General features: G+C 47.0%; 15 protein-coding genes. 7 read left to right on the forward strand and 8 right to left on the reverse strand.

Features of this window, described 5'->3' with window-relative positions:
* Positions 1 to 20: 20 nt before the first annotated feature.
* Entirely contained in the window at positions 21 to 1460 is a 1440-nt protein-coding gene (locus EL268_RS20960; protein ID WP_106655794.1) for an FkbM family methyltransferase, read from the forward strand.
* Between the two features lie 55 nt (positions 1461 to 1515).
* Here the strand turns inward: EL268_RS20960 and EL268_RS20965 are convergent, their stop codons facing one another.
* From EL268_RS20965 to EL268_RS20990, 6 genes are all read right to left on the reverse strand, one after another.
* Positions 1516 to 2403, reverse strand: a complete 888-nt coding sequence (locus tag EL268_RS20965) for an NAD-dependent epimerase/dehydratase family protein (RefSeq protein WP_106655793.1) — start codon at positions 2401 to 2403, stop codon at positions 1516 to 1518.
* 37 nt (positions 2404 to 2440) lie between these two features.
* On the reverse strand, positions 2441 to 3034 hold the full coding sequence (locus EL268_RS20970) for an FkbM family methyltransferase (RefSeq protein ID WP_106655792.1): 594 nt from the start codon (positions 3032 to 3034) through the stop codon (positions 2441 to 2443).
* Between the two features lie 13 nt (positions 3035 to 3047).
* A complete protein-coding gene (gene rfbF / locus EL268_RS20975) occupies positions 3048 to 3827 on the reverse strand; it encodes a glucose-1-phosphate cytidylyltransferase (RefSeq protein ID WP_106655791.1) in 780 nt (259 codons plus the stop codon).
* A gap of 24 nt (positions 3828 to 3851) precedes the next feature.
* Positions 3852 to 4943 (reverse strand): CDP-glucose 4,6-dehydratase, encoded by a 1092-nt coding sequence (gene rfbG / locus EL268_RS20980; RefSeq protein WP_106655790.1) that lies wholly within the window; start codon positions 4941 to 4943, stop codon positions 3852 to 3854.
* Positions 4936 to 6339 (reverse strand): sugar phosphate nucleotidyltransferase, encoded by a 1404-nt coding sequence (locus EL268_RS20985; RefSeq protein WP_106655789.1) that lies wholly within the window; start codon positions 6337 to 6339, stop codon positions 4936 to 4938. Before EL268_RS20985 ends, rfbG begins: the two co-directional genes overlap by 8 nt.
* Positions 6340 to 6452: 113 nt before the next feature.
* Complete coding sequence (locus EL268_RS20990) at positions 6453 to 7298, reverse strand: hypothetical protein (protein WP_106655788.1); 846 nt, start codon at positions 7296 to 7298, stop codon at positions 6453 to 6455.
* A 207-nt stretch (positions 7299 to 7505) separates the two neighbouring features.
* Between EL268_RS20990 and EL268_RS20995 the strand changes: the two genes are divergently transcribed.
* A complete protein-coding gene (locus tag EL268_RS20995; protein ID WP_106655787.1) occupies positions 7506 to 8354 on the forward strand; it encodes a DUF1698 domain-containing protein in 849 nt (282 codons plus the stop codon).
* Positions 8355 to 8477: 123 nt separating this feature from the next.
* Positions 8478 to 9665, forward strand: coding sequence for a glycosyltransferase family 2 protein (locus tag EL268_RS21000; RefSeq protein ID WP_106655786.1), 1188 nt, complete (start codon positions 8478 to 8480; stop codon positions 9663 to 9665).
* 4 nt (positions 9666 to 9669) lie between these two features.
* Here EL268_RS21000 and EL268_RS21005 read toward each other — a convergent pair whose 3' ends face one another.
* The gene (locus EL268_RS21005) at positions 9670 to 10017 is read right to left on the reverse strand and encodes a DUF1360 domain-containing protein (RefSeq protein ID WP_106655785.1); all 348 of its coding nucleotides are present in this window, start codon (positions 10015 to 10017) and stop codon (positions 9670 to 9672) included.
* Between the two features lie 107 nt (positions 10018 to 10124).
* On the opposite strand from EL268_RS21005, the gene EL268_RS21010 reads away from it, so the two are divergent.
* Positions 10125 to 11201, forward strand: a complete 1077-nt coding sequence (locus EL268_RS21010) for a peptidoglycan-binding protein (protein ID WP_232029978.1) — start codon at positions 10125 to 10127, stop codon at positions 11199 to 11201.
* Between the two features lie 55 nt (positions 11202 to 11256).
* Here EL268_RS21010 and EL268_RS21015 read toward each other — a convergent pair whose 3' ends face one another.
* Positions 11257 to 12615 (reverse strand): hypothetical protein, encoded by a 1359-nt coding sequence (locus tag EL268_RS21015; protein WP_106655783.1) that lies wholly within the window; start codon positions 12613 to 12615, stop codon positions 11257 to 11259.
* Positions 12616 to 12752: 137 nt separating this feature from the next.
* On the opposite strand from EL268_RS21015, the gene EL268_RS21020 reads away from it, so the two are divergent.
* From EL268_RS21020 to EL268_RS21030, 3 genes are all read left to right on the forward strand, one after another.
* Entirely contained in the window at positions 12753 to 13637 is an 885-nt protein-coding gene (locus EL268_RS21020) for a glycosyltransferase family 2 protein (protein ID WP_106655782.1), read from the forward strand.
* Between the two features lie 108 nt (positions 13638 to 13745).
* Positions 13746 to 14951, forward strand: coding sequence for a BMQ_0737 family morphogenetic spore coat protein (locus EL268_RS21025; RefSeq protein ID WP_106655781.1), 1206 nt, complete (start codon positions 13746 to 13748; stop codon positions 14949 to 14951).
* 155 nt (positions 14952 to 15106) lie between these two features.
* The gene (locus EL268_RS21030; RefSeq protein WP_106655780.1) at positions 15107 to 18979 is read left to right on the forward strand and encodes a hypothetical protein; all 3873 of its coding nucleotides are present in this window, start codon (positions 15107 to 15109) and stop codon (positions 18977 to 18979) included.
* Positions 18980 to 19000 lie beyond the last annotated feature (21 nt).

A 19000-nucleotide genomic window follows, 5' to 3' on the forward strand; every position in this document is an offset into this window, starting at 1 on the left:
TGAAAGGAGGTCATCTTTGTATGTCACGCATGCAGCAAATTCGGGAGACGTGGAGGAAGGAGCGCCGAATCCCGTTTCCCTTAACAGAACAAGAGACTTGGGATTTTTGGCTGTTGGAAGCCCCGACAAACGATTTGAAAAAGTCAAAGATCAAGCATATAGCAAAAACGATGGGCATACGCACCTTGATCGAGACAGGTACGTTTAAGGGCGACATGTTGCAAGCAATGAAAAATCATTTCGACTTGCTCGTTTCCATCGAGCTGGATGAAGCTTTGTTTATAGCGGCAAAACAGAAATTTTCAAGTGACAGCCATATCCATATCCTCCACGGTGACAGTGGAACCATACTGGCCAATCTGATGCACTCTGTCACAACACCTTGCCTGTTTTGGCTGGACGGTCATTACATCCCCCGCTCAACTGAGGCAGCCAAAGGAAACCTGGACACCCCAATCCTGCAGGAGCTTACCGCTATCCTGCAGCATTCTGTGAAAAATCACGTCATTTTGATTGATGATGCTCGTTGCTTTATTGGTCCCAACCCATTGTTGAAGGATTATCCTACTATCCAGGAACTACGAGAGTTCGTTCATTCTCTTCGTCCTGACCTCTTATTCGTCGTAGGGAATGACATCATCATGATCTACAATCCACTTGAAGGAGCAACGAATTCTATGAAGAAAGTTGACTTTCACCTGCCGTTTGACAATCAAACCTTTACCGTCTATGGGGATGACTCCGATCAAAGCGTCCTGTTCTTTATTAACTACTTCAAAGGATACTACGAAGACTATGTCATTCTTCCGCTGAAAAAAATCGTACAACCTGACCATATTTGCCTAGACATCGGTGCGAACATCGGTGCGATATCCCTCGCCCTGAGCTATCTCGTGCCACAAGGCAAGGTTTATGCTTTCGAGCCCTCGGATGCCAATTATCCTTATCTTCTGCGGAACCTGTCTGAGAATCACATCACCAATGTCGAACCACTTCAGCTCGGAATAGCGGACCGGAATGGGAACATCCATTTTAATGACGACCCGCGTGGAGGCGGATGGTCTTACATCCCGCATGAACCAGAAGCCGTGGAGAAATCCACTCAATTTATATCATGTGTCAGGCTGGATGACTGGGTAGAACAGAATATGATCTCGCGCATCGACCTCATTAAAATCGACGTGGAAGGTTCAGAAGTCGTGGTCCTGGAAAGCGCCCTGCGAACGCTGAGGCAATGGGACCCGGATGTGATCATTGAATTCAACCCAGAAAGCATTAAGGAAAATTTCGGCAGACATCCACTCGTGCTCTATACACTGCTGGAGAAATTGTTTACCCATCTGTATATTTTCAAGCGGGACAATACAGTGGTAAAAGTGAAGAACTACAATCATTTACTAGATGAAATGAAACCTTACCACGCTGATCTGTTCTGCACAAACAAGACTTTCCTCGATTAAGCGAACACGAAAAAACATGGCTGCAGGCTCGCCATGTTTTTTGTTAGTTACGTTGCTATTTAAAAACGCTCATAACCTTTCTCAACCCATCCTCCAGCTTCACCTGAGGATTCCACCCCAGTGCTTGCAGCGGCCGAATATCTGCTTGTGAATGCATGATTTCCAGGTCATGATAGGCAATCGATCCGAACTTCAGGGCCGTGCTTGACTGGGTCATCTGATGAACCAGTTCTACAAACTCTCGGATCGAGGTAGCTTTGCTTGTCCCTACCTGGTATTCCGCATATCCTGCGGGTAGACGAGCAGCATTCTCCAACAGTACACGGAAGGCGGAAACAACATCATCCACATAAATAAAATCCCTTGCTTGCTTTCCTTCAGTAAGCCTTAGTTCAGGCTGATTTTCGAGACAGCTTTTGATGACAGAAGAGACAAATTTATTCATATTGTCATAGGGACCATACATATGCTCAAGCCGGACGTTGATGAATTGCAGGGCAGACGTTTCTGCTATGCTTTTTCCCCATTCTCTAAATTGACGCTTTGTCAAATTGTAAGGTTGCAGATGTCTGGATAATCGGATGGGCGTACTGGAAAACGTATCCGTATTCAGGAAAACAGGGGTGCCAAAGCGTATGGCCACATCCAGCAGTTTTAACGGAAAGGTCACATTGGCATCTACCAGCATGGCATTGCTCTCGTTGTTGCGTCCATAGCAGGTTGCCGTATGGATGATCACATCCATTCTCCCCTGCTCGAAAAAAGGAGCTTCCCATTCCCCGCGATCCGTATCATACGTAATCAAATCAGGTAAAACGTCTTGGATACGCAAGCAATCGGAGGTGCTCCTTTTCAAAATGATGACGGTATGTCCGTCCCATCGCAGCGCTTTTACGAGCTGGCTTCCGAGAAAACCTGTCGCGCCGGTCACAAGTATCTTCATTTTGGGATCGCTCCCCTTCACTTGCTTGGCTCTCTTCTTATATCCAGTTCAAGTCGATGTTGTGAATTTGTTTTTCTTGCATGATCCCCCGAAAGTGATCGGCCTTCGCTTTCAAGCCTTCGATGAGCCATTCATGATTTTCTACGACGATTTTTTCTATTTGCAGGTGTAAATTTTGTTCTACGATCTTTTCCAGCAGTTCAAATTCTGCCCCCTCGATATCTATTTTAATTAATTTGATGGGACGATTGAGCATTTGGATGAACTGTGTCAAATCAATGACCTCTACCTCTACATACTTATTGGGATTCGTAACAGGATGATTATTCAAAAGGGAAGAGGCATAAGCAGACCCTGCCGGATCCGTATGGTAAAGATCATGCAAATGCAAGCGCAGCTTGTCGTTTTTATGCCAAACCGCTTTGTTTATACATATGACATTGGGATAAGGTCCTACCCTTTTTTTCAATTCCTCAAATACAAATGGATTCGGTTCAAACGCAAAGACGAGGGCACCTTTTTCCGCCATTTTTTGAGAAATGACCCCGTAATTTGCCCCACAATCGATCGTGATGTCACCGTATCCAATCGGAGAAAAAACTTCTTCACTGTTCTCGTTTAATCCGCCCACTCCTGCTTCCTCCTTATGTTCGGCTGGTTGCCCATGCTGCTTTTCCGGATTTCCACAGTTCTTCCAAGTAGTTTTTATCTCTAAGCGTATCCATTGGATGCCAAAAACCGGTATGCTTGAAGGCCATCAGTTGATTCGCCTTGGCCAAGCTCTCCAGCGGCTCTTTTTCCAATACCGTCTCGTCACCCGCAATATAGTCAAAGACTCCTGGCTCCATGACAAAAAAACCAGCATTGATCCACCCGCCGTCCCCCTTTGGCTTCTCTTGGAATCCTGTTACGGTGTTCCCATTGGCAAGATCCAATGCTCCGAATCGGCCTGGCGGTTGAGTAGTGGTGATCGTTGCGAGCTTTTTATGCGCGCGATGAAATTTTACCAGCTGTTCAATATCAATGTCGGATAAGCCATCTCCATACGTCAGCATGAATGTTTCTTCTCCCACATATTTCTGTATCCGTCTCACCCTTCCACCTGTCCCTGTGTCTTTCCCCGTGTCAATCAATGTGACTCGCCATGGAGCAGCATTGTGGTTGTGAAAAGTGACCTGATTGTCATTGCGAAAATCAAACGTCACATCAGAATGGTGAAGGAAGTAGTGCGCGAAGTACTCCTTGATCATATAGCCTTTGTACCCGAGACAAATGATGAAATCGTGGAAGCCGTACTTGGAATAACTGGACATGATATGACAAATGATGGGCCAATCACCGATCTCAATGAGCGGCTTCGGACGAAGATGCGTCTCTTCTCCAATGCGTGTGCCATACCCTCCTGCTAGGATGACGACTTTCATTGGCTGCCCTCCTTCCTCTGTTGTTCATCGGGGCCCATCTGTATACGCTCTGATTTGGGCCAAACAGATTTTTCTCACGTCTTGCTTCTGCTGATAGGCCTTATGCCAAGAAATGATACTGTCCAAGGTCTGTTCGATTGACCAGTTGGGCTTCCAGTCTATTTCGCTTCTGGCTTTGGAACAGTCCAGCTTTAAATATTGGGCTTCGTGCCATTGTGAATCTGTTCGCTCTGCTTCAAAGCTGGCGCCAGCTCCCCATCGCTCACACAATTGCCGGACGATCCACTCTACCGATTTTGCATCTTCATCATTCGGGCCAAAATTCCAGCTCTGCGCGTAATCCTTGCCATTTCTCCACATTTTTTCAGCGAGCATCAAATAACCCTTCAATGGCTCAAGGACGTGCTGCCACGGTCGAATTGCTTTTGGACTTCGAATGATGATTTTCTCACCCTTCATCAAGGCACTCAGGCAATCTGGTATTAAACGATCAAGAGCCCAATCACCTCCGCCGATCACATTGCCTGCTCGCGCTGAAGCAATGGCTACGCCATGCTGGTGATACTGGTCGGGGTGAAAGAAAGCATTGCGATAGGAGGCAGTCACTTGCTCCGAACATGCTTTGCTGTTGGAGTACGGGTCATAGCCGCCCAATACATCCTGCTCACGGTATCCCCACACCCACTCCCGATTTTCGTAAACCTTATCCGTCGTAACATTGATAATCGCTCTGATTTTCATACCGTTTTGCACAGCCACTCTCGCCGCTTCGAGTACATTCACCGTACCCATGACATTGATTTCGTAGGTTTCCGCCGGATATTGATACGATAAACGCACCAGCGGCTGAGCGGCCATGTGAATGATAATATCCGGGTTTGCTTGGTTGATCGCTTTTTGAACACTTTCCTTCGATCTGACATCATCAATAATCGAATCAACCAATGAGCTGATCTGGGCACACTCAAAAATACTCGGATTTGTCGGCGGCGACAGCGCATACCCCGTTACCTTCGCCCCTAAGTGATGCAGCCATAAGCATAGCCATGCCCCTTTGAACCCCGTATGCCCTGTGATCAACACTTTTTTGTCTCGCCAGAACACTGGATCAACCATCGTGATCACCGTGCTTCCCAATCCGCTCCAGAATCGCTGACCACGTCATTCCGAGTCGAACGATATCTTCTTCCACCAGCTGACTTCCCATCTGTACCTCGATGAATTCCAGCTCATTCGTAGCTTTGATTGCATGTTTGGCTCCTACCGGGATTTGCAAGACGTCACCTGGTCCGACCTGGCTCAGCTGATCATCCAAGATGAACTCGCCACAGCCCTCTACAATGATCCATACTTCGCTGCGGTGGTGATGGTACTGATAGCTCAAATTTTTCCCGGCGTATATATGGATTCTTTTCGTTAATACTTCCACGTCGTCTTCATTCTTCTGAAAATGCATAACCTGATACCATCCCCAGCGCCGCTCTTCATACATTGGGCGCTTTGTCCAATCCAAAGCCAAATTTTTGACCATATGACTTTGCTCCTTGGACGAAACGAGGATCCCATCAGGACTGGCCGCCACGATCATGTCCGATAGACCGATGGACACGATAGGTATGTCCAATTCGTTGATAACATGCGTATTCGCGCAGCTCTCATCAAGCAAGACCTTACCGATTGCACTGCCGCTCATTTCTTCCGTGAGCGTATTCCACGTCCCTAAGTCCTTCCAGTATCCGTCATACGGGAGAACGACTACTTTCTCTGCCTTTTCTACAATCTCATAGTCAAAGCTGATGGCAGGCATTTGGCTATATTGCTCAAGCATGCGGTTGTATTCAGTAGGCAATCCTTTTTGCTCCAATTCACGAATCAGATAACCCAATCGAAAAGCAAAAATTCCACAATTCCACAGGGCCTTCTTTTCTACTAAATCCTGCGCTTGCTCAAGTGACGGCTTTTCTTTGAAGCTTTTTACTTTTTGATAGGCATGAGGCCTTTTCCCCTGATCCGATTCCGATTCGAGCTGTGGGACAATGTAGCCGTATTTCGTAGAAGGATACGTCGGTTTCACTCCGATTAATGCGAGATTCGCGTCTGAGCTGAGAATGACGTTCTCCAGCTCCTTGATCCTGTCCATGAAGCGATCCTCAACGAATGGATCAACAGGCATGATGGCTATGACCTCATCGGGGTCCATTGTCAAAGCAGAATACAAATAGGTAACCGCTAAAGCAATGGCAGGGAAGGTATCCCTTTTTTCCGGCTCCACGATCAAGGGAACGCCCTCACCGAGTTGGCTTTGAAGCAAATCAACATGCGAGCGGCCTGTTGAAATATAAACAGGCTCCGACCAATTGCGCGAGGTCAGCTGCCTCCACACTCGTTGAACCATTGCCTCTGGTTGGGCATGTTCATTGCCTATCAACTTCAAGAACTGTTTGGATCTGACATCATTGGAGAGCGGCCACAGCCTTTTCCCTGAACCACCCGATAGCAATATCAGTTTCACCCAGGCCACCTCTATCCGTTTATCGTGTTGTATGCACCATCTTATGCGTTTGTCGCAGTGGATGCTCTATGATCCAATGAAAATGGTCAAATAACACGAGGAATGATAGAAGCCTATGAAAACTGAATCCAACGATTGGAAATATAATCGAAAATGTATGAACCTGCTTGGGGAAGATAAGGAGCCGTGAAAAATCTCATAAAGTGCTTCATGTATCCTTGAAAATGCAGAGAAAACATCGGCATATATCGGCCCGTTGCATTATCCTTGCAGCACAAGATACCGTTTATCGAGTAAATTTTCTTATAGCCGTACAAATTCTCCACCGATGTAGCCTGCTGAATATTCCCATCCATTATGCCATCATGAAACAAGCCATTCGTGATTCGGTAATCCTTGAATTGCTCAAGAAATAGCAAGGCCAGCACCATATCCGTAATTAAAGGCTGATTGAACCTTACATGCTCCTTTCTCTGCATGGTGTATTGGACGACTTTCGCGAATGCAATAGGAGTGGCAAAGTGAGACCTCATGAACTCGCAATAATGTTCGAGCTTCTGTCTGTCTACGAAATTGGTCCATACGAATTCCATCGTAAAGTTGTCAAAGCGTGGATGGTTCACGTCGGTATACAGCATGACATCCGTATCGATATAGCAGCATTTCGGAAATTGATGCTTTTTCATAAACGCCAACAAAATAAACCATCTTTGAAAACAAAACAGGTTGTACTCAAAGGGCATAAAATGAATATGTTTATAGACTCTCGTCATTTCGATAGCGGCATGCATGTACTCGTCTATCATCTCGTGAATGATGCCGTTCGTAGCATACCTCCTGTTTCCTCCATTCCCTATCAGATAGACGGGCGTATTTGGGTTGCTTATTTTCGCTTGCTGCAAGCTGTATGTGAGATAATCATCGTCCCCGCGATGGATGATCACAATAGGCAAGGGCATACTCTTTCCGCCTCCTTTTACTCCCCATACTTTATGTAAGAGAAAGACAACGAGAAACGGGCATATGCCTTTTTTCCGAAAACCTGCTTGTTGCCAAGCAACTTTACACCTGATTGGGACAAAATTAATGCATTTATATCATTCCCCCCAGCACTGTCCGAACATATCGTATAGGGCAAGCACTATGCAATGAAGGGGGATATGTCGATGGGAAGATTTTGGACAGATCAGGAAATCCTCGATGAGATCAACAAACGGCGATGGTACCATAAAATCGCACTGCGACCCGGTATCGTCACTCCCGGGATTTCGCTTCTGGAAAATGTATGGAATATGACCCGACAATCCAGAGAATATATCCAATATTCGGGGAAACGCGTCCTTGATCTTGCTAGCTTTGACGGTATGTGGGCGTTTGAAGCGGAGCAAAGAGGGGCAAGTCTTGTCGTGGCTACGGACTGTATGCAGCCGCTCTATTTGAATTTTGAGTTTTGCAAGAACATCCTGCAAAGCAAAGTTTTGCCGCTGTACAATACCAGCCCTTATAAACTATGGGAAGGACTGCAAGTGTTGCTGATGGACGATTTTACAGAACCACTGCCGTTCCCTCATCAAATTCGGCACAATCAATTTGATGTCGTCCAGCATCTTGGTCTGCTCTATCATCTGCGCGATCCGATGTGGACATTGTCGCAATGCCGGAGTGTGATTAAACCAGGTGGGCACCTCTTGTTGGAAACTGCCTGTATCCTGGATACGAACCAATCAATCATGGTCTACAACGGAGCTCCTGGACAAATGAACCGGATTTATAAGGACGATACCACTTGGTGGCTGCCTTCCGTGCTTTGCATTCAGGAGATGCTGAAGAGTACGCTGTTTGAAGTCATTCCTGAATCGATTCGGACCATCCCCTCCGGCAGTATTAACAATTACAATGCAGGACGTATCAGCCTCGTGGCAAGAGCCATTTCTGGCAGCGAGATCGACAATAACTGTCACGCGGAATTGCTACGTATATTCCGCAATCCAGGGATCGTTCCAGACTACCTGTAATATCCGGGTAAAATGAAATCGGGTGCACAAGATCAACGATGCTTGTGTACCCGATTTTCCATTCTTTCATAGTCTGATGGTAGTGCATGCATTTTATATGATGGAAAGATGGGAGTGAATCTCGTGTCCCACTCACAGCAACCTTTAGTGAGTATCATTACCCCCTCTTACAACCAAGGCCGGTTTATTCGTGACACCATAAATAGCATATTGACCCAGGACTATGCAAACCTTGAGCATATCGTGGTAGATGGAGGCTCGACTGACGATACGCTCTCCATCTTGCAAGAATATGCACAAAAAGATCCGCGCTTCCGTTATATTTCCGAACCGGATCGCGGACAGTCTCATGCGATTAACAAAGGCCTTGCAATGGCAAGAGGAGAAATCATTGGCTGGCTCAATTCAGACGACATGTATGTACCTGGTGCCCTCCAAGCAACTGTTCATGCTTTTGCGTCCAACCCGAGCTGGGGAATGCTACACGGCAATTGCCATGTCACGAATGAGTATGGGCAAGTATCCTCCAGCTACCCATCAGAACCAGCTGACGCCAAGAAATTGTATCAAAGCTGCTGTATATGCCAGCCCTCCGCTTTCATCAGAGCCAACGTCTTCAGGCATATGGGGGGCGTCGATGAAACCCTGCAATTTTGCATGGACTACGACCTCTGGATGCGAATCGCCAAATTTTATCCGATTGGCTACATCGCCCAGTATTTGGGAAGCGCACGAATCCACGGTGCCTGCAAATCAGCTACACAATGGCATTCTATCGGTGTACCTGAAGTATTAAGATCGCTGGCGAAAAATTATGCTTCCATACCAAGCCACTGGATTTCGTACGTTCCACAATACAAAGGCATGGGTGTACTAAACCTTTTAAAACTGTATAAAACATTCCCTTCCAATACGTCCCGCATCTCAAGCATGAATCGGAGTATTGACTTATGGGCGCCTCCCGTCTTGCGCGTTATCGTTGAATCAGTGCCTTCTGCACCTGCCCAAATGCTTTTGGTAAAAGGAAGAGTTCCCGGCTCTACTGCCAGGTTGGCGAAGCCGATTGTGCTCACTGCCCTCGTAAATGGGGCAGGCGTAAAAAGCTATACCGTCGAAAAACCCACCTTCGCCCTTGAAATCCCGCTCGACCCCAGAGCGACGATGCATCGAGTAGACATATCTTCGTCCAGTGTTACCGCTCCGACCACACCTCAAGTCCATCACAGAATGGTGGGAGGTTACATGGCAGAAGAGATCATTCCGCTATCCCATGATGAAGTGCTCGTGTACAAAGCATTTGCAAGGAGCTAATCAGTCAACTCGAGTATAACTTCGTCTCAATGACAGCCGCCGCTCCGGCTATAGCAAGCAGGAGCAACAAAGGATAGGCGGCTGGCACATACATATACAACCCTACGATCAAAGCGCCCACCCAAATTCCCATGCACCAGTGGCAGCTCAACAATCTCCCCATCCATTGGCGCACCCTCCCGCCTTTAAAATGAAAGTCCCGAACCATTTGCCCCGACTCATCGGGTACATATAGTACCTGGTAAAATGGGTTTCGCAGAAAAGACGTAATCTCATCAAAAACAATCAAATGCGTGAGACGAAAGCTTGCCAGCACGAGGATGATCAGGTCGATCCAAGAGAGGTCAAACATTCCACCTCCACCTCTTTCCAATATTTTGTGCTTTTCTCATTTGTTCCACATTTAGTACCATTGTGGTGCGACAAATCAGAGAAAGGCGTGATGAGATGAATCGCAACATGAAGAAGATTGCAACTATCCTTTCCCTGTCCGTCCTCGTTACCATGATCGGACAACCTGCATTTGCGAAAACAACCTTTACTCCTTTGAAAAAAGGGATGAAAAACACGCGCGTGCTTGAAGTGGAAAAGATGCTCGATACACTCCATTACGACTACAAGCTGGTAGTGGACAAGATCTACAACAGCAACACAGCATATAACGTCAAAGCGTTCCAGAAAAAATACAAGCTCAAGCAAACAGGAATTGTGAACAAAGCTACTTACGATAAACTGAAGAGGGTGTACAAAGCCCACACGCAGAAGCCGACTACACCACCAGTTACACCATCTGAGCCAAATGAGTCCAATGATTACACTACGCTGAAATTAGGTGCTAGCGGTGAACGTGTAAAGGAATTGCAGACGATGCTCGCTGGCCTCGGATACAAAGTAACTGCCTCGGGTCATTACGATGAATCTACTCGCTTTGCCGTTATGCTATTCCAGTCGCGCAATAAACAAACCTTGACGGGTGAAGCTGACGCCAAAACGTATACTGCCATAAAAACGCAATACAAGAATAATCCAGTGCAGCCTAAACCAGACACGAAGCCAACTGTCCCAACAAATCCAACGACTCCCGTAACACCAAGCAAGCCTGAGCAACCGCAAAACCCTGGTGCTGGCACGCAAGTTCCTCTTCCTGCTGAATTGACGGCTGAGGAAAAAGAAATGGTTCAACTCGTGAATCAAGAGCGCACCAGCCGCGGACTCGCACCTTATCAAGTGGACATGCAGTTGGTGAAGGTTGCACGTGTAAAAGCCCAAGAGATGGTAAGCAAAGGTTACTTTAGCCACACGTCTCCCACTTACGGCTCACCGTTTCAAATGATGGATTCTTTTGGTATTCGCTATTTAGCTGCTGCTGAAAATATTGCTCAAAACTACTCTGTAAGCAGCGCCCATCAAATGTTCATGAATTCCTCTGGGCACAAAGCCAATATCATGAGTCCAACATATGACTACGTAGCTATTGCTGTCGTAAATGGCGGTCCGCACGGAAAAACGTTCGTGCAAATGTTCTTGAAAAAATAGAGGCGCGGAACGGAAAAGCCATCATTTCTCCTTGAAATGGTGGCTTTTTTCCTTATCAAAAAGACACAGCGATCCGGTTATTGGCTGAAAAGTGTACCGTCTGATCGTTGCAAAGCACGACACCCTCGACGACTATTCCCTTCCCCGCTTCTTGTTTCATAAAAGAAATCTGGAAGTTTTGGAACGCCTCCGTCGATTGTGGCGGAATGGATACAGGCTGGATCGGCGCCATCCAGTATTCCCCTCTCTCCATCGCTTGGGCGAACCAGTCGTCTTCCAAGTATCTCCATCCTTTTAATCCCGATGTACCTTGCACGGCCATCGTCTCCACGAGCTTCGGCGGCAATACCTGCCCTCCCATTTTGATCGAATCGACAGGCGAGACGCGCAAGCAAACAATTGGATTGTTCAGTTCAACGTTCCCCGTATTTTTCACCTGGAGTGTACCAATTAACAGATACGGCTTCTCAACCGATTCGGAGTGAATCAGCGTGTAATCAAAATACACTTCTGCCGCTGCACGCAATTCTACGTGTTCAGGCACTTCTTCGACCGGATGTATGGTCACTACCTGTTCCAGCAGTTCTTCTTTTGCCAGGATCAACAGCTCTTCCTGTTCACTTTCTGATACACTGTTTGTTTCACTGTTTGAGTCACTGGCCTCATTAGTCGGCTGGTCACTTTCCTGTATCGTGCTTTGTTCCTCTGCCAATGGCTTTTCGTCTGCACCCTGCCGACTTTCCTTGTCAGTGGTAAAGAGCATAGTGGAATAAAACAGCTTTAAAATATTGGGTGGTAAAAACGCCATTGGTTGAATGTGTAATCCATTTTGGAAATACTCCAAAACCCCTGACGCTAAGTGTAGCGCAATTTTTTCCGCATAGATCTTACGCTTGCTCACTTCGGTATAATGCGGCATCTGCAACTGGATGTGAACGATCGATGGTTGCTTTTGGTTTTTGATTACTTTATAGTGACACGGGATTCCTGTCTGCTGCATTTCTGTACGCAAACACTTGACCAGATCTTGCCGCTTTTCATCCTCCGACTGAAAGAAAATCAGTCTCGGTTTTTCCAGCACTCTCATTTCCTTCAAGCTGAAACGTATGGCGACATCCGTATTTTTAGCCAGAGAGGAATTGTTTTGGCTTAAGACAACCTCCATTCCGCTATCAGAGAGAAATTTTTGAACATTCCCCAATACCTCCCATTCGTAGGCGGTTGCTCCTGAAGAGATGCCAGTAAAAAGAGCGCAAACTTTCCCTTTCAACCCCAAATCCAGATCCACTCTTTTATTCGTCAAATCCCACTTCAATTGAAAGCCATTTTGCTTGCAAAACAAACGAAACGCTGGAAGAGCCGCGTACGGCATGGTCCCGCCACGTTGACCACTGTAATATACCTCAACATCCATTCCCATCTCTCCTTACGACACTTTCCTTCAGTCCGCGATATTGTATGAATGCCCAGTGTCCAAAGTGAACATTTTTGGCGATCACTGTTCCGCAGAAGCGCTTTGCGCATACGATGGCTACAGAAAGGAGTGGTTATATGCCCACCTCACAAATGCCCCTGATCTCCATTATCATTCCTGTAAAAAATGAGGGGGACAATGTGCGTTCTACCATCACTTCCCTTTTGAATACAAGAACGACGTATCCGTATGAAGTGATCGTAGTCGATGATGCCTCAACTGATAATGGTTGTCACTTTTTACAAGGCCAGGGGCAAAATGAAAAAATAAAATTAATCACAACAGAAGGCATTGGTGCTGCAGCAGCACGAAACTTGGGTGTGGATCATGCACGCGGCAACTACTTCATTTTTTGCGATGCCCATCTGTCTTTTGAAAACTTTTGGATCGATCGCATGATGGAGCTCATTCTTACCAAAAAAGCAGATGGCGTTGCTCCGGGAATCGCCTCCATGACGGAGCCCCATAAAATTGGATATGGGCAAAATCTGAATCAAAAGCTCGAGATCACCTGGTATCCAAAGCCAACAGGCCCGGCGCCGGTTGCGATATTGCCTGGGGGATGCTTCCTCGTCACCAGAGAAGCTTTTATGAAGGTTGGGGGTTTTGATCGCGGTTTTCGCATATGGGGATTTGAAGATATCGAGTTTTCCATCAAAATGTGGCTGTTTGGATATACGTGTATGGTCCAGCCATCCGTAAAAATCTTGCATTTGTTTAGGCAAGTCCACCCTTATACAGTTGCGCATGAGCACATTTATTACAATATGCTTCGAATGGCGTACAGCCATTTTAACGAACAACGGATTGAGGGAGCGAAAAAACTTGTACTTTACGCAAATGCGAGCGAAATCACGGATGATGTGCTGACTTGCGGGGCTGCCGCTCAGCGTGTTCGATACGCTGCCCAAAGAAAATTCGACGATAATTGGTTCTTTCAAAAATTTAAAATTCCCTTCTGACAAGATAGTGACCTAAAAAATAGGCGCATGCTCAACATGCCAAACTCCCGTTGCCCACATAGTATGTAACTGCAAAGCAAACTCCCTAGGAAAGGAAGGATTCTTACGGTGAAACATCACGTGAAGCCCATTATGGGTCGCCAGCTCCCTACACCGACGCCTACAGCAACTCCTCCTATATCGAACAACCTGCAGGAAGAGTGCATTCGCGTCAACAAGGTGTACGACTGGGTAGTATTAGCGAACAGCTACCGAAACAAGATTGCCCTTCCCGACGATTGTCAAGCTCTGGTAGACGCTGCAATTCGTGCAGGGCAAGATATCACGCTCTCCTGCGTTGAGCCAGTTTCTCCTGGTCCTACTTGCAGAGTCGTCAGTATTCGCCGCGAGAACATTACAGTCGGTGGGACCACCGTTCGGGTCGGGGTCGTTCGCTTCGTGTTCGGAGCCACTGTACTCGTTCGCGTCTTCGCAGATGGAACGCCTCTCTGCGAATTCACAACAACAGTGCAATTCGATCAGGAAGTCGTTCTCTGCCTGCCTGAACCGCTTGATGAGGACAATATCCTGTGCCGTATCAGCGCTTTCGAATGCTCTCCGACCGGTACCGTTCTCCTCGGCGGCATGGTTCAACTCGACGTCATTGTCTGCGTAGAGATCCAGGTAGAAGCAGAAGTCAAGCTGGAAGTATTAGCGAAATTCTGCGCACCTCGTCCAAACAACATTCCAATTCCATCTCCAACGCCATCTTTCCGTTGCCCGCCGATCACATTCCCACCACAATGCCCACCAATCTTCCCCGTACGCAACTGCGATTGCCAGGCGTCCGTCAACGCATTGGTACCGAACATTTCCGTATCGCTTGGTATTCCACTCGTACTCGCCGCCGGTACGATTCAGCTCATCGCAGATATCTGCCCAAGTTGCGATCCGTCCAGCAGCTCGTTTACCTTTAACTTCTTTGATAATATCTTGCCTGATGTACTCCCAGGCGATCAAAGCTTCAGCTTCTCGCCTACGACGATCAGCTCTCCGACCTGCATTACCGTCTTGCCAATTCTCCCAATCGTGACAGGTCTTGTCGTAACAGGTACCGGCGTACAGACATTTACGGCAACAGGGGCTCAGGAGACTGTAACCTACTCCCTCACCTTGGCGGAAACAGGTCTCGGCCTGCCTGATGTCATCCTCCTGACACTCACCAACTCTGCTGGTGTCCTTGTCTTCAGTGCAACTGTCACTGTCGTACCAGACGAACAATTGCTGGTTGCCGATTGCATCACTTTCGGAGATATCGTCATCACTTCTCCGTAAGCAAAACAAAAAAGATGATTACCAATCAGGCGGGAGAAGAGCAGCACTTCTCCCGTTTTTTCTATGGATAAACAGTCACTACAATACAGGCACCAATTCCCACCCCGTACATATGTCTATATGGGAACGCCAGAGGGAAAAAGGAGGACAACACTGTGTACAAAAGGAAAATCTCCAATGCGAATAAGCCGAAAGAAAATGAGAAGCTCCTCCTGCTAAAAAAACAAGCACACTATTACGAAGACAAAGCAAACCAACTCATGCAAGAAGTGTGGCACCTACAGAAGCAGATAGAGGATACATCCGAAAAAAACGAAGCATACAGAGAGCAGCTTGAACAATTGAACCAAACTCTTGAAGATTTGGACAGAAAAGGGACAGAATGGAAACAGCGTTTGAACGATTCACAAGACATGCTTCAAGAAATGAAAGGCAAGCTCGACTACTACGAGCATCTCCTGAAACAGCGCGAAAATGCCATAAACGATCACCAGGAAACAGAGGCAAGGCTAAAGAATTCGATCGACAGCCTGCAAAACGAGATCAGAGAGCAACGAAAAGGTCCACGGCTTGAAGAAATCATGTCCAAACATCAAGCTCAGGAAGCACATTTACGAGAGCACATTGAATTGCTCCAACGGCGAGTACAGATCTACGAACAAAAAGAGGCTCAATGGCAGACAACGTTACACGAACAAGAACAGCAGCAGCTGAGTAAAATCGAGGAGATCCTGCATGAACGCCAGCAGCATTTAGACATGATCGCACATCTGGAGCAGCAACAGCTTACGTGGAAACAAGCTTTGGATAATGTAAATAAAGAGTTTAAGAGTGCGCAGATCAGTCAGCAGGAGCAACTATCCAAAATTGAATATTTGAATCAGCTGTTGGATGACGCACGGGCCCGGGAAGAGCAGACACTCTCTGACCTACAGCAGCTTACAGAAGCAAGCGCAAAATGGGAGCAACGGGAGCAAGAACTACAGGTGCGGGAACAAAACCTCCACGCATTTGAGCATAGTCTCCAGGGCCAGGAGCAGGAACTTCACGATCTTGAGCAAGAGTTGCAGAGGCAAGGGCTGGAACTGCAATCTGTTGCGCGTAATCTGCAGACGAAAGAGCAGGATCTACTCTCTCTCGAACAAGAGCTCCAGTCGAAGGGGTTAGAGTTGCAGGCTCAGACGCAACACCTTCAAACACGGGAGCTGGAACTTCAAGGTATTGAGCAAGAACTTCAGGGGCAAGGACAGGAACTGCATTCTCAAGCGCGTAACCTGCAGACCAAAGAACAGGATCTACTCTCTCTCGAACAAGAAATCCAGTTGAAGGGGCTAGAGCTGCAGACTCAGACGCAACACCTACAAAAACGGGAGCAGGATCTTCTCGGTCTTGAACAAGAGCTTCAGACGCAATGGTTAGAACTGCATTCTCAAGCGGATAACCAGCAGACGAAAGAACAAGAGCTGCTCACTCTCAAGCAAGAGCTGCAGACCAAAGAACAAGAACTGCTTGTTACCGATGAAAATCTCCAAACGAAGAAGCTGGAACTGCATTCTCAGACACAAGCTCTTCAAGCACGGGAGCAGGATCTTCTCGGTCTTGAGCAAGAGCTACAGGCTAAGGAACTGGAGCTACATTCTCAGACGCAAGTCCTTCAAGCACAGGAGCAGGAACTTCTCGGTCTCGAACAAGAGCTTCAAAAGCAAGGACATGACCTTCAATCCCTAGCTCATAACCTGCAAACGAAAGAACAACAACTCACTTCCAAAGAGTTAGAGCTGCAATCTGTGACGCAAGAACTTCAAGCACGAGAGCAGGAACTTCTCGGTCTCGAGCAAAAGCTTCAGACGCAAGAGCAAGCCCTTCATTCCCTAACTCAAAACCTGCAAACAAAAGAACAACAGCTCCAGTCCAAAGAGCTAGAGCTGCATTCTCAGACTCAAGACCTCCACTCACGGGAGCAGGAACTTCTCGATCTCGAGCAAAAGCTTCAGACGCAAGAGCAAGAACTTCAATCCCTAACTCAAAACCTGCAAACAAAAGAACAACAGCTCCAGGCCAAAGAGCTAGACCTGCATTCTCTTTCGCAAGAACTCCAGGCACGGGAGCAGGACCTTCACGTTCTCGAGCAAGAACTTCAGACGCAAGGGCAAGAACTTCAATCCCTAACTCAAAACCTGCAAACGAAAGAACAACAGCTCCAGTCCAAAGAGCTAGAGCTACATTCTCTGACGCAAGACTTCCAAGCACGGGAACAGGACCTTCTCAATTTTGAGCAAGACCTCCAAATACAAGGAAAAGAACTGCAAACGCAAGCAGATAACTTGCAAACAAAAGAACAAGAGCTAACAATTCTTGAACAAGGACTAAAATCTCAAGGGCAAGACCTTCTCACACAGACACAGTACCTTCAAGCACGGGAGCAGGACCTTCTCACACAGACGCAATACCTCCAAGCGCGAGAGCAGGACCTTTACATTCTCGAGCAAGAGCTGCAAGCGCGCGGGCAAGAACTTGTCTCTCAAAATCATAATCTCCAAACAAAAGAACAAGAGCTGCTCGCTTTCGAGCAAGGGCTTCAGGTGCGAGATCAAGAACTTCTCGAGCAGACGCGAGACCTTCAAGCAAGGGAAGAAGAACTAAACGGTTTTGAACAAGAGCTGCAGGTGCAAGAAAAAGAGCTGCAAGCGCAAGAAAAAGAACTGCAGGCGCAAGAAAAAGAGCTACAAGCTCATGCACAAACATTGCAGGTTCAAGAACAAGAGCTCAAGACCCATGAACAGGAGCTTCGGGATTGGGAGCAAGCCAACCTCTCTCAGGAGCAAGCACTTCTGGCTCAGAGCCAGGAGCTGCAGGTTCAAGAACAAGGACTTCAATCCCGCGAGCAAGCGCTGCAGCTTCGTGGGCAGGAGCTTCTCTCTCATGAGCAGGAAATCCACTCCCATGAGCAAGAGTTACTCACAATGAAGCAAGAGCTGAACGCGCGAGATCAAGAGCTACACAATCAAGAGCAGGAGCTGCAGGCTCTAGAGCATATCCTACACACTCGTGAACAGGAGTTGCTTTCTCGCGGGCAAGAACTAAACACCCTGGAACAGACGCTACTCTCTCAGGAGCAAGAAATTCAAGTCCAATGGCAAGACTTGCAAGCCCGGGAGCAGGAGCTACAAGTCCAGAATCAAGAGATATACACCCGAGAGCAAGAACTCGAAGCGAAAAAACTAGATTTACGCACAAAAGAGCAGGAGCTCGAGGCCACCCGCCATGAGATGTTGCAAAAAGCAATGGATCTCGAACAAAGTTGGACAGCAAAGCACGAAGAGATTTCTCAACAATTAACAGAAGCTCTGCTTGAGCTGGAAGCAGCTCGGGTAACGAAAAATCAACTCATCGCTGACTATAAAAAGCTGGCCGAATCACATTCCCAGCATGAGCAAGAATTGCAGCAAAGCCTACAAAAACGCGACGAAGAAATACAACAAACACAAAACACCCTTAAGAGTCTTCAGTCGGAGTTAAAAGAAACACAACAGCAATTAGCGAAGGAACAGGATCGTAATAAAGCTTTTCAGCAACAAGTTAAAGAAACCGACGAGAAGCTCGCAAGCATCTCTCTTCAAAAAAATAAATGGAACGAAGTACTGGAGAAAACAACCCAAAAATATGACACCCTGTTAACCGAAAAAGAAAAAGCCATTGAGGAGTTTACATCTCAGGAGCAATTGATGAAGAAGACGATAGCCGGACTCAAAAACATGCTGAAAGAACTCCAGAACAACGAAGAAAAATACAAACAAATCATCAAAGAATTCACCCAAAAAGAAGCTCGATCCAATAAAGCCTTCGGCCATTTCCAGCAAAGCACTTCATTCCAACAAAACACTCCATTCCAGCCAAGCACCCAATTCCAACAAACCACTCCATTCATGCCAAGCTCCGATCCCTCTACACAGCAATCGTCTCCCACACCAGTAAAAATGCCGATGCCCTATCCCCCAAATGCCAACGCCTTCAACCCGTTTCGCTGAAAAAGTGAAAATGTGCAAGAG

Source organism: Brevibacillus brevis (assembly GCF_900637055.1).
Classification (GTDB): domain Bacteria; phylum Bacillota; class Bacilli; order Brevibacillales; family Brevibacillaceae; genus Brevibacillus; species Brevibacillus brevis.